This window comes from Isoptericola sp. NPDC056573 (assembly GCF_042793335.1).
Classification (GTDB): Bacteria; Actinomycetota; Actinomycetes; order Actinomycetales; family Cellulomonadaceae; genus Isoptericola.
Window position 1 is genome coordinate 93610 of sequence record NZ_JBHTUY010000014.1, and the last position, 11450, is coordinate 105059.

10 protein-coding genes are annotated in these 11450 nt (G+C 74.7%); 3 read left to right on the forward strand and 7 right to left on the reverse strand.

Annotation, left to right across the window (positions count from 1 at the left end; translation table 11 throughout):
- Positions 1-25: 25 nt before the first annotated feature.
- Positions 26-1303, reverse strand: a complete 1278-nt coding sequence (locus ACFQ8E_RS19880; protein ID WP_430552293.1) for a DNA polymerase IV — start codon at positions 1301-1303, stop codon at positions 26-28.
- Positions 1300-1695 (reverse strand): SAV_6107 family HEPN domain-containing protein, encoded by a 396-nt coding sequence (locus ACFQ8E_RS19885; protein ID WP_430552294.1) that lies wholly within the window; start codon positions 1693-1695, stop codon positions 1300-1302. Before ACFQ8E_RS19885 ends, ACFQ8E_RS19880 begins: the two co-directional genes overlap by 4 nt.
- A 314-nt stretch (positions 1696-2009) precedes the next feature.
- On the opposite strand from ACFQ8E_RS19885, the gene ACFQ8E_RS19890 reads away from it, so the two are divergent.
- Positions 2010-2804 carry a spermidine synthase gene (locus tag ACFQ8E_RS19890; RefSeq protein ID WP_430552295.1) on the forward strand — a complete coding sequence of 265 codons (795 nt, stop codon included), beginning with the start codon at positions 2010-2012 and terminating at the stop codon, positions 2802-2804.
- Positions 2805-2926: 122 nt separating this feature from the next.
- Here ACFQ8E_RS19890 and ACFQ8E_RS19895 read toward each other — a convergent pair whose 3' ends face one another.
- The 5 genes from ACFQ8E_RS19895 to ACFQ8E_RS19915 form a co-directional block, all read right to left on the reverse strand.
- Entirely contained in the window at positions 2927-3130 is a 204-nt protein-coding gene (locus tag ACFQ8E_RS19895; RefSeq protein WP_430552296.1) for a cold-shock protein, read from the reverse strand.
- 223 nt (positions 3131-3353) lie between these two features.
- Positions 3354-4292 (reverse strand): proteasome assembly chaperone family protein, encoded by a 939-nt coding sequence (locus ACFQ8E_RS19900; RefSeq protein ID WP_430552297.1) that lies wholly within the window; start codon positions 4290-4292, stop codon positions 3354-3356.
- A 102-nt stretch (positions 4293-4394) separates the two neighbouring features.
- Positions 4395-4835, reverse strand: coding sequence for a response regulator (locus tag ACFQ8E_RS19905; protein ID WP_430552298.1), 441 nt, complete (start codon positions 4833-4835; stop codon positions 4395-4397).
- Positions 4836-4925: 90 nt separating this feature from the next.
- The gene (locus ACFQ8E_RS19910) at positions 4926-6137 is read right to left on the reverse strand and encodes an ATP-binding protein (RefSeq protein WP_430552299.1); all 1212 of its coding nucleotides are present in this window, start codon (positions 6135-6137) and stop codon (positions 4926-4928) included.
- A complete protein-coding gene (locus ACFQ8E_RS19915; RefSeq protein WP_430552300.1) occupies positions 6134-7573 on the reverse strand; it encodes a PP2C family protein-serine/threonine phosphatase in 1440 nt (479 codons plus the stop codon). The genes ACFQ8E_RS19910 and ACFQ8E_RS19915 overlap by 4 nt, the downstream gene beginning before the upstream one ends.
- Before the next feature lie 169 nt (positions 7574-7742).
- On the opposite strand from ACFQ8E_RS19915, the gene ACFQ8E_RS19920 reads away from it, so the two are divergent.
- The gene (locus ACFQ8E_RS19920; protein WP_430552301.1) at positions 7743-10052 is read left to right on the forward strand and encodes a HelD family protein; all 2310 of its coding nucleotides are present in this window, start codon (positions 7743-7745) and stop codon (positions 10050-10052) included.
- Positions 10053-10121: 69 nt separating this feature from the next.
- Positions 10122-11360, forward strand: coding sequence for a phosphoglycerate dehydrogenase (gene serA, locus ACFQ8E_RS19925; protein ID WP_430552302.1), 1239 nt, complete (start codon positions 10122-10124; stop codon positions 11358-11360).
- The last annotated feature ends 90 nt before the right edge of the window (positions 11361-11450 follow it).

The following is an 11450-nucleotide window of genomic DNA, read 5'->3' on the forward strand; positions in this document are numbered from 1 at the left end:
GTCTCGCGGTGGAACGGTAACGCCCTCAGGATATGCCTGAGCCGCCCGGCATGGTAGTCGGCGGGGGTGAACCTCGGCGACGGCCCGGCGCCGCACCGAGGCTGATCGCGGATCGCCCGAACCGCTCGCGTACGGCGTCCAGCGCCAGCTCGGCCTCCCGACGCGCCTCCTGACGCGGATCCACGGCCTCGTCGAGGGTCACCTGCTCGGCGAGACCGGACCTGACCTGCAGGTTCTCACCGCGGACGCCGACCAGGCGCACGGGCAGACCGCGGAGGTCCGCCGCACCCAGCAGCTCGCGCGCGACCAGGAAGATCGCGCGCGCCACGTCCGTGGGGCCGTCGAGGGTGCGGGACCGGGTCAGGGTCCGGAAGTCGCTGGTGCGGACCTTGATCGACACCGTCCGCGCGACCACGCCCTGGTGCCGCAGCCGGGCCGCGACCCGGTCCGCGAGCTCGAGGACACGCTGCTCCACCGCGCGGAGGTCCCACAGGTCACGCTCGAACGTCGTCTCGGCCCCGACGCTGCGCTCCTCGTGCCCCGGGACGACCGGCCTCGGGTCGCGCCCCCACGCGAGGTCGTGCAGGTGCGCCCCGGAGACCGACCCGACCGCCGCCTGCAGCGTCGGCACGTCGGTGTCCGCGAGCTGGGCGACGGTCGTGATGCCCCAGCGCGCCAGGGCGGCCTCCGTCTTCTCACCCACCCCCCAGAGCGCACCGACCGGCAGAGTCCGCAGGAAGGGCACGGTCGCGTCCGCCGGCACGAGCATCATCCCGTCCGGCTTCGCGTGGGTGGACGCCAGCTTGGCCACGAACTTGTTGCGCGCGACCCCGACGGAGCAGGTGATCCCGTGCTCGGCCCGGACCTGCTCGCGCAGCCGCGCCCCGATCGCCGTGGGCGCGCCCAGCCGGCGCCGGGCCCCGCTCACGTCCAGGAAGGCCTCGTCGACCGAGACACGCTCGACCAACGGGGTGATCGTGGCAAGGATCGCCATCACCGACTCGGACACCTCGTGGTACAGCGTGTGGTCGGGCGGCACCACGACGGCCTGCGGGCACAGGCGCAGCCCCGCGGCCATCGACATCGCGGAGCGCACCCCGAAGGCCCGGGCCTCGTAGGTCGCCGCGAGCACCACGCCCCGTTCCCGCCCCCCGACGATGACGGGACGACCGCGCAGCTCGGGGCGGCGGGCGAGCTCGCAGGACGCGAAGAAGGCATCCATGTCGACGTGCAGCACGGAGGTGCCGGACTCGTCGCTGCCCCAGTCCCGGAACGCCCCCGCTGCCCGTGGGCCGCGGCTCACGACGCCGCCGGCGTGAGGGCGAGCGGCCGCGCGAACCCGGCGCGCGGGTCGACCAGGAGGCCGACCTCGTCCCGGAAGTCCTCCGCGCACGCCACGAGCTCGGCCGCCCGCCGGGCGTCGACGTCGGGCTCGAGCCCCGCCTCGACCGCCGCCCGGACACGGGCCCCGGAGGCGAAGTAGCCCGACCACGCGGCGAGGTCGGGCTCCACGAGCGCCAGCATGTCCCAGACCGAACGCGCCCGGCTCCGGGCCGACGGGCGGCCGCGCAGCGCGACGACGGCGGCGGCCGCACGCAGCGCCGCGAGGTGGGCGTGCACGAAGCGCTCGGCCGGGTCCGTCGCCGTCGCGGCCGCCGCGAGCTCCGCGTCGGAGCGGTCGAGCAGCCGGGTCACCTCGGGGCTCGGGGGCAGCGCCGCGCCCGCACCGCCATGACCTGCTCGGCCGGCCTGACCACGACCGCCCGTCGCACCGGCAGATCTCGTGCGAGCCGACATCCTGCACCTCCCGTGCTCCGCGGTTCCCCGCGCCCGTCCAGTGTCGAACACCTGTTCGAACCTGTCAACTGCCGGCCCGGGCCCTCCCCACCCTCCGGAGCGGGGAGACTGGTCGCATGTCCCGCTCCTCCCGAGGTGGATCGCGCCCCGAGCGCCGGTCCGGTCGACGCCACCCAGCATCCTCCGACGCACCGACACTCCCCGACGAGGAGGTGCCGATCGACACCGGCACGGCACGCGTCGAGCGCGACCCGGACCACCCCGACCGCGTGACGCTGCACGTCAACGGCGTGCCGAGCTCCGCCCTCGACCTGGCCGACCCCGGCTTCCTCGCCTTCGAGTACATGCAGCAGATGGCCGCCGTGCTGGCGGGGCTGCCCGACGGCCCGCTGCGGGTGCTGCACCTCGGGGCGGCGGGGTGCGCCCTCGCGCGGCACGTCGAGCACGAGCGACCGGACTCGCGCCAGCTGGGCGTCGACGTCGACGCCCGCCTCCTCGAGCTCGTGCGGTCCTGGTTCGCGCTGCCGCGCTCGCCCCGGCTCCGGCTGCGGGCCGACGACGCCGGCCACGCCCTCGCGTCGCTGGCACCGGGCTCGTTCGACGTCGTCGTGCGCGACGTCTTCGCGGGCGACCGCACGCCCGACCACCTGGCCGACGACGCGTTCGCCGCGGCCGCGCACCGGGTGCTGCGCCCCGGCGGCGTCCTGCTCGCGAACTGCGCGGACCGCCCGCCGTTGTCGCTCGCGCGCCGGGAGACCGCCACGCTCGCCGCCGCGTTCGGACCGGGCGCGGCTGCCGACGGCCGGCTCGGGGTCGTCGCGGAGCACGCCGTCCTCAAGGGCCGGCGGTACGGCAACGTGGTGCTCGTCGCGGTGCGGGCCGCGCCCGACGACACCGACGAGGTGGTGGACCTGCACGACGCCGGCCTCGCGCGACGGCTGCGCAGCCTGCCCGTCCCGACCCGCCTCCTCGTCGGTGACGAGCTCACGAGGTTCGCCGGGGCCTGACGTCCGCCGGTCGAGCACTGTTCGGGCGACAGGGCGAGCACCTGGCGAGCACCGGTCGCGCCCGGCACGACGACGGCCGCGCCCCTCCCGGGGACGCGGCCGTCGTCAGGCGAGCCGGGTGCTCAGAGCGGCACGACCTGCTCCGCCTGCGGCCCCTTGGGGCCCTGGGTGATCTCGAACTCGACCCGCTGGGCCTCGTCGAGGGTGCGGTATCCCTGCGTCTGGATCGCGGAGTAGTGCACGAAGACGTCGGCGCCGCCGTCGTCCTGCGCGATGAAGCCGAAGCCCTTCTCCGAGTTGAACCACTTCACAGAACCTTGCGCCATGCTGATCCTTCGACCTTCCGTCACAACGGGCACGAGCGGGCCGGGCGGCCACCCGTCGCTGCAGGCCGCACCGCCGGTTCGTGCGAAGGAGCGCCTCTGCAACGCGGTCAGTGTGGCACGGACCACACCGACGTGCCACGGATAAGCCGCGGAAGCCGCGCATCGGCCATTCGGGACGGGCGGAGTGCGCACCGCGGACGAGCGGCACCCGGGGGCGTCCGGGTCAGTCGTCGTCCTGCTGGGCCAGGAAGCGCTCGAACTCGGCGCCGAGCTCGTCGGCCGTGGGCAGGGGGGCCTGCTCGGCGAGGAGGCTCGGCCGCCCCACCGACCTCGTGAAGGCGTCGTACTGCTCCTCGAGCGCCTTGACGACGGCCTTGACCTCGCCCGACTCCCCCACCTGCTTCTCGACCTCGATCGTCGCGTCCGCCGCGGCCTCCGCGAGCAGGCCCGTCGCGAGGTCCAGGCCCGTGGCGCGCTCCACGTGCCGCAGCGCGACGACCGCCGCCGGCGCGTAGCGCGACTGCGCGAGGTAGTGCGGCACGTGCACGGTGAAGCCGATCGCGTCGTGCCCCGCCTCGCCGAGGCGGTACTCTAGGAGCGCGGCGAGCGAGCCGGGCACCCGCACGGTGCCGAAGAACGACGTGTAGTCCTCGACCAGGCCCGGACGCGTGCCGTGCGCCGTGAGCGACAGCGGCCGCGTGTGCGGCACCCCCATGGGGATCCCGTGGAAGCCGACCGTCAGGGAGACCTCGAAGCGCTCGGCCAGTCCCTTCACGGCCGCCACGACCCGCTCCCACTGCAGGTCGGGCTCCGAGCCGTGCAGCAGCAGGAAGCCGGTGCCCTCGCGGTCGGCGACGTGGTCGATCGCGAGGTAGGGCTCGTCGTAGGCGGACCACCGGTCGGCGTCGAACGTCATCCCGACCCGCTTCGAGCGGTAGTCGAGGAGCTGGTCGACGTCGAAGGTCACCAGGCGCGTGGTCGTCAGCTCCTCGGTGACGTGCTCCACGGCGATCTCCCCCGCGGAGCCCGCGTCGACGAAACCGTCGAGCGCGTGCAGCAGCACGGGTCCGGTACCGGTCGGCGCCGCGTCGGGCCCCTGGTGGGGCAGGACGCGCGCAACGGCGGCCTCGTCGACCTCGTAGATGCTCTGCGGGTCCAGCAAGGGTCTCCTCCTCGGTTCTCCGGCTCGTGCCGGCGGGCTCGCGCCCGCAGGAGTGACAACCGTGCCGCGCCCCGGATCCTTCCCGCGCCCCGCCGGCCCCGATCAGTGGTGCGGCAGCCGCACCACGGTGACGAAGAAGTCGTCGATCTGTCGGACCACCTGGATGAACCGGTCGAAGTCCACGGGCTTCGTCACGTAGGCGTTCGCGTGCAGCGAGTAGGACCGCAGCACGTCCTCCTCCGCCTCGGACGTCGTGAGCACGACGACGGGGATGTGCTTCAGCCTCTCGTCGGCCTTGACCGCCGCGAGCACCTCGCGGCCGTCCATGCGCGGCAGGTTGAGGTCCAGCAGGATGAGGTCCGGCGTCGGCGCCTGGGCGTGCTCGCCCTCCTTGCGCAGGAAGGCCATCGCGCTCACGCCGTCCGCCACCACGGACAACCGGTTGGCGACCTTGTGCTCCTCGAACGCCTCGCGGGTCATGAGCACGTCGCCCGGGTCGTCCTCGACGAGCAGGACCTCGATCCCCGTCTGCTGGTCCGTCATGCCCGCTCCCTCGTCGTCGAACGCCCGGTCGGGGCGCGCCCCTACCGTTCCGTCTGCAGCATCGTCGCAGGTCAGCGACGTCTACCGAGCCTAACCGACGATGCCGTCCGACGCCTCGTCGCGGTCCGGCAGGGTCCATCGCACCGACGTCCCGCCGCTCGGCGCGGGCTCCAGCCAGACGCGCCCGCCGTGGTGCTCGACCACGCGCTTGACCAGCGAGAGCCCGATGCCGGTGCCCGAGTAGACGTCCTTGGGGTGCAGCCGCTGGAAGATGACGAAGACGCGCTCGGCGTACTGGGGGTCGATGCCGATCCCGTTGTCGGTGCAGGACAGCTCCCAGCCGGGCTCCGGCCCCGTGACCCGCCGCGCCGACAGGTGCACGCGCGGCGGGCGCTCGGGGTCCCGGAACTTCACGGCGTTCCCCACGACGTTCGCCAGCAGCATCGTCAGCAGCGCCTTCTCCCCGCGCACGACCGGCAGCGGGTCGTGCGTGATCTCCGCACCCGCCTCGAGGATCCGGCCCTCCTGGTCGTGCCGCACCTGTTCGAGCGCCCGCTCGAGGTCGACGTCCTCGGGCTCGCTGCCCGAGCGCCCGACCCGCGAGAAGCTCAGCAGGTCCTGGATGAGCCGCTGCATGCGGCGCGCGCCGTCGACGGCGAAGGCGATGTACTGGTCGGCCCGCTCGTCCAGCTGCTCGCCGTAGCGCTTCTGGAGCAGCTGGGTGAAGCTCGCCACCTTGCGCAGCGGCTCCTGCAGGTCGTGCGAGGCCACGTAGGCGAACTGCTCGAGGTCGCGGTTCGAGCGCTCCAGCTCCTGGTTGGAGCGGGCCAGCTCGCGCGCCTGCTCCGCGAGCTGGGCGTGGGCGCGCTCGGTCTCGGCGTGCGACGCGCGCACCTCCGCCACCTGCTGCACCAGCTCGCGGCGCATGTGCTCGACGTCGGCCGCGAGCGCCGCGACCTCGCCGGTGCCCTCCACCTGGATCTCGTGCTCGTGCTCGCCCGTGCTGGCGGCGCGCACCGAGTCGGCGAGCCGTGCCAGGGGACGGGTCACGCCGCGCTGCAGGGCGCGCCACATGAACAGACCCATGACGACCACGAGCAGCACGAGCACGATCACCACGACCAGCAGGGTGAGGTTCCACGCGTGGGCCGCGTCCATGGCCTCGTCGCCCGCGCCCACCCGCAGCAGCACCAGCGAGCGCTGGATCGCGACGAGCGCGACGGCGAGCGCGAGCAGCAGCACCGCGCCGACGATGAGCAGCAGCCGCAGGACGACGTCGTGCAGCGGGCGTTCGCGCCTCACGGGCGCGCCCACTCGGCCGAGTCCGCGAGGGTCGAGGACCGCTCCCCCAGGTACGGCGTGTCGTGCCCGGTCCACCCGACGACGAGCAGCGCCGCGTCGTCGGTGAGCGGGCCGCCGTGCAGCGCGCGCACGTTGCGCAGCACCCGCTCGACCACGCCGACGATGCCGTGCCGCTCGAGGTCCTCGCGCACCAGGTCGTGCAGCCCGGACTGCCCGAGCCGGGGCACCCGCGCCCGCAGCGGGCCCACGCGCGCGGGCCGTTCCCCGTGCAGCTCGGCGAGACCGAGGGCGTCCCGGCCGAGCCCGTCCAGCTCCGGGTCGATCACCGTGCCGGCCGGCCGGCCGCTCGTCGGGTCGGGGCCGGGTGCACCGAGGCGCACCTCCGCCTCCACGAGCCCGTCGGTGTAGAGCATGAGGGCGAACGGCCCGTCGAGGCCGATCCGCCGCGGTTCCCACCCGCCGTCGACGGGGACGCCGAGCGCCCGGCCCCTGCCGGTGGGCGGCAGCAGCTCGCAGCGCAGGTCTCCCACCGGCCCGGTGATGAGCAGCGGCGGCAGGTGGCCCGCCAGGTAGAGGTCGATCCCGGAACGGTCCGGGGCGACCACCACCTGGCACAGCGTGACGAAGACCTCCGGCCGGGCCCGCTCGGTCAGCAGCACGCGCTCCAGGTGCTCGAGGACGTGCTCGGGCGGCGTCCCGGTGAGGACGAGGGTGCGCCAGGCGGTGCGCAGGGTCGCCCCGAGCGCCGCCTCGTCGGGGCCGTGGCCGGCGACGTCGCCCACGACGGACAGCACGGAGCCGTCGGGCCGTTCCACGGTGTCGAAGAAGTCGCCTCCGAGCAGGCCCCCGCCGCCCGGCAGGTAGCCGACCATCACGGAGATGCGCTCGTCGCCCACGAGAGGCTTGGGCAGCAGGGCGCGCTCGAGCCGCGCGGTCTCCTCCGCCCGCACCGCGCTGCGGTACAGCGCGCGCTGCTGGGCCGCGGACCGGCGCCGCTGGAGCGCGTAGCGCAGCGACCGGCCGAGCAGCCCGGAGTCCGTCTCGCCCTTGACGAGGTAGTCGTCGGCCCCCGCGGCCACCGCCTGCAGCCCCTGGTCGCCGCCGGTCAGGCCCGTGAGCACCACGAGCGCGGGGACGTCGTGCACGCGCTCGGCGACCTCGCGCAGCCGCGACACCGCCGTCAGCCCGACGGCGTCCGGCAGCCCGAGGTCGAGCAGGACGCAGTCGACCCCCGGGGTCCCGCCGGGCCGTGAGAGGGCGTCCACCGCCTCCGCCACGGACCGGGCCCGACGCAGCACGACCGTGACCTCGGCGTCCTCGAGCAGCTCCGTGACGAGCAGCGCGTCCCCGTCGTCGTCCTCCACGAGAAGAACGGTGGCGGCCGCGTCCTCGGCGGGTCCGTCGGACCCGGCTCGCAGGACGTCGCCGCTGCTCATGGGCCTGATCCTAGCCCCGGCCCCCCGCTCCGGGCAGGTGCCGGGAGCCCGGCGCGTCGCCGCCCGGCGCCGGACGGCGCCCCCGGGTGCTCCCGGCATCTGCAATGATGGTCCGCCGCCGGGACCGCGCCGACGTGAGAGCGCGGCCCGAAGGACGCTGGGAGGATGCGTGGCAGGCAGGCAGGACGAGCTGGCACGCGAGCAGGGGGTCGTCGACGGCCTCTACGCCCGACTGGACGAGCTGCGACGCGCGACGCGCGACCGGCTCGCGGAGGTCCGGCGCTCAGGACCGTCGGGGTCGCCGCAGAACCGGAGCGAGCGGGACGCCTTCGCCACCCTCTACGAGGACCGGGTGGCGCAACTGGACTCCGTCGAGGACCGGCTCGCGTTCGGTCGCCTCGACCTCGACGACGGCGACACCCGGTACGTGGGCCGCCTCGGTCTCGCGGACGCCGAGCACCGGTCGCTGCTCACGGACTGGAGGGCGCCCGCCGCGACGCCGTTCTACCGGGCCACGGCCCTCCACCCGGCCGGCGTCCGCCGTCGTCGGCACCTCGTGACGACGGGACGCACGGTCACCGGGCTCGAGGACGAGGTGCTCGACCTCGACGCCCTGGCGGACGGGGCCGAGGGTGCCGACGGCTCCCTCGCCGCGTCGACCCTCTCCGGCGAGGGAGCCCTCCTCGCCTCGCTGGCCGCGCGCCGCACGGGCCGCATGACCGACATCGTCGCGACGATCCAGTCCGAGCAGGACCGGATCATCCGCGCCGACCTCGCCGGCGCGCTCGTCGTGCAGGGGGGACCCGGCACCGGCAAGACCGCCGTCGCCCTGCACCGCGCCGCCTACCTCCTGTACGCGCACCGGCGCGTGCTCGAGCGCAGCGGCGTCCTGCTCGTGGGGCCGAGCCGCGCCTTTCTGCGGTACATCGACCAGGTGCTGCCCTCGCTGGGCGAGACGGGGGTCGTCGCGACCACGGTGGGCGAGCTGCTTCCCGGGATCCGGGCGGACGTGGCGGACACCCCCGCGGCCACCGCGATCAAGGGCCGCCTGCTGTGGCGGGACGTCGTGCGCCGCGCCGTGCGCGCCCGCGAGCGCGTCCCGGAGCGGGACGTCCGCTTCCGTCTCGAGGGGTACGACCTCGTCGTGCGCCGCCGGGACGTGCGCGACGCGATCGGCCGCGCCCGTCGCACGCACAAGCCCCACAACGAGGCCCGCGCCGCCTTCGTCCGCGACATGCTCGCGCGCCTCGTGGACCAGTACCGCGCCGCGGCCGACACCGAGCTCGCTCCCGAGGACGTCGCGATGGTCACCGAGGACCTGCGCTCCCACCGGGACGTGCGGGTCGCGCTCAACCTGGCCTGGTTCCCGATCAGCCCGGAGAAGCTGCTCGCCGACCTCTTCGCCAAGCCGCACCGGCTGGCGGAGGCGGCCCCCGAGCTGTCCGCGAGCGAGCGAGCGGCGCTGCGTCGCGACCCGGACGCGCCCTGGACCGAGGCCGACGTGCCCCTGCTCGACGAGGCCGCCGAGCTGCTCGGCGAGGACGGCTCGATCGCCCGCGCGGAGGCCCGGGCACGCGCCGCCGAGCGCGCCGCGGAGCTGGAGTACGCCCGGTCCGTGCTCGAGTCCACCGGCGCGGGCGGCGGGCTGGTGGACGCCGAGACGCTGGCCTCCCGGTTCGAGTCCACGGGGCCGCGGCTGACGACGGCGGAGCGCGCCGCGGAGGACCGCACCTGGACGTACGGCCACGTGGTCGTCGACGAGGCGCAGGAGCTGTCGCCCATGGCGTGGCGGATGCTGGTGCGCCGCGTGCCCACGCGCTCGATGACGATCGTCGGCGACGTCGCGCAGACGTCGTCGCCCGCCGGCGCCCGGTCGTGGGCCCGCGCGCTCGACCCGGTGCTCGGCGACTCCTGGCGGCTCGAGGAGCTGACCGTCTCCTACCGCACCCCGGCCGCGGTCGCGGACGCCGCGCAGCGGATGGCCGCCGAGGCCGCGCTCCCCGTCTCGCCGCTCACCGCCGCCCGCCAGGTCGACGACGCGCTGGAGCTCACCCCCGTCACCCCGTCGGGACCGGCGCGCCCGGTGCTGGTGCAGGAGGTCGTGGACCAGGTCGCCTCCCTCGCGGCCAGCTTCGTCGGGGCCGACGGCGCGGGCCGCGTGGCCGTGGTGGCCGCCGCCGACCAGGTCGAGGCGCTCCGGGTCGCCGTCGAGTCCGTCCTGCCGGACGCGCTCGGGGCGGACGAGGGGGCACGACTGCTCGCCCAGCGACCGGAGGACGCCCAGGTGAGCGTGCTCGACCCGCGCGCGGCCAAGGGGCTGGAGTTCGACGCCGTCGTGCTCGTCGAGCCGGCGGCCGTGACCGAGGGGCCCGGCGGGGCGTCGGACCTGTACGTCGCGATGACCCGCCCCACCCAGCGCCTCGTCGTCGTGCACGAGCGGGCCCTGCCCACCGGCATCGTGGAGCTCGCCGCCGCGTGACACCGGACGTGACGCCGCAACGGTGAGACGCGTTTGTGGGCGCGGGCCCGCACGGCGCACCATGGCCTCGTGCTGCGAGCCCTCCTTCTCGAGAACGTCCACCCCGTCGCTGCCCAGAATCTTCGTGATGCGGGTATCGAGGTCGTCACGCGCCCCGGCGCGCTCGACGAGTCCGAGCTGATCGAGTCCCTCCAGGACTTCCAGATCCTCGGCATCCGGTCCAAGACCACCGTGACCCGCAAGGTCCTCCAGAGCGTCCCCGGCCTGCAGGCCGTCGGCACCTTCTCCATCGGCACCAACCAGATCGACCTCGACGCCGCCGCGGCCCACGGCGTCGCCGTGTTCAACGCGCCGTACTCGAACACGCGCTCCGTCGTCGAGCTCGCGATCTCGGAGATCATCGCCCTGACGCGCCGCCTCACGGTGCGCGACAAGGCGCTGCACGACGGCGTCTGGGACAAGACGGCGGAGGGCTCGCACGAGGTGCGGGGCCGGACGCTGGGCATCATCGGCTACGGGAACATCGGCTCCCAGCTGTCGGTGCTCGCCGAGAACCTCGGCATGCGGGTCGTCTTCTACGACACCGCCGAGAAGCTCGCCCTCGGCAACGCGCACCGCGTCGAGACGATCGAGGAGCTGCTCGCCGAGGCCGACGCGGTGACGATCCACGTGGACGGTCGGCCGGGGAACGCCGGCCTCTTCGGGGCGGACCTGTTCGCCGGCATGAAGCCCGGCGCGGTCTTCCTCAACCTGTCGCGCGGCTTCGTCGTGGACGTCGAGGCGCTGCGGGAGCACGTCCTCTCCGGCCACCTCGGCGGCGCGGCCGTCGACGTCTTCCCGACCGAGCCGAAGAAGCGCGGCGACGGCTTCACGTCGCCGCTGCGCGGGCTGCCGAACGTCATCCTCACCCCGCACGTCGGAGGCTCGACGGAGGAGGCCCAGGAGGCGATCGGCGAGTTCGTGTCCAAGAAGCTGCGGGACTTCATGTCGACCGGGTCCACGACCCTGTCGGTGAACCTCCCGAACCTCCAGCTCGCGCACACGGGAGTCGGCCGCATCATGCTGCTGCACCGCAACGTGCCCGGTGTCCTCGCCCGCGTGAACCAGGTCTTCGCCGACCACGGCGCCAACATCGAGGCGCAGATGCTCGCCACCCGCGGTGAGATCGGCTACGTGGTGACCGACATCTCGGACGTCACGCAGCGTGGCGCGTCGGCCAAGCTGCAGGCCATGGACTCGACCATCCGCCTGCGCATCCGCGACGCGTTCGAGCGGCCCGAGTTCCCGCCCGGTCCCGCGGCAGGCTGACGCGGCACGGCGACCGCGCCGACGAAGCGCGAAGGGCGGCCCCGGGGATCCGGGGCCATCGACGACCTGTGCGAGGCGATGGCCTGGATG

Coding starts and splice junctions, on each gene's coding strand:
- ACFQ8E_RS19895 (WP_430552296.1), bottom strand. CDS start 3,130: ATGGCGCAAGGTTCTGTGAAGTGGTTCAACTCGGAGAAGGGCTTCGGC.
- ACFQ8E_RS19905 (WP_430552298.1), bottom strand. CDS start 4,835: ATGACGGACCAGCAGACGGGGATCGAGGTCCTGCTCGTCGAGGACGAC.
- ACFQ8E_RS19915 (WP_430552300.1), bottom strand. CDS start 7,573: ATGAGCAGCGGCGACGTCCTGCGAGCCGGGTCCGACGGACCCGCCGAG.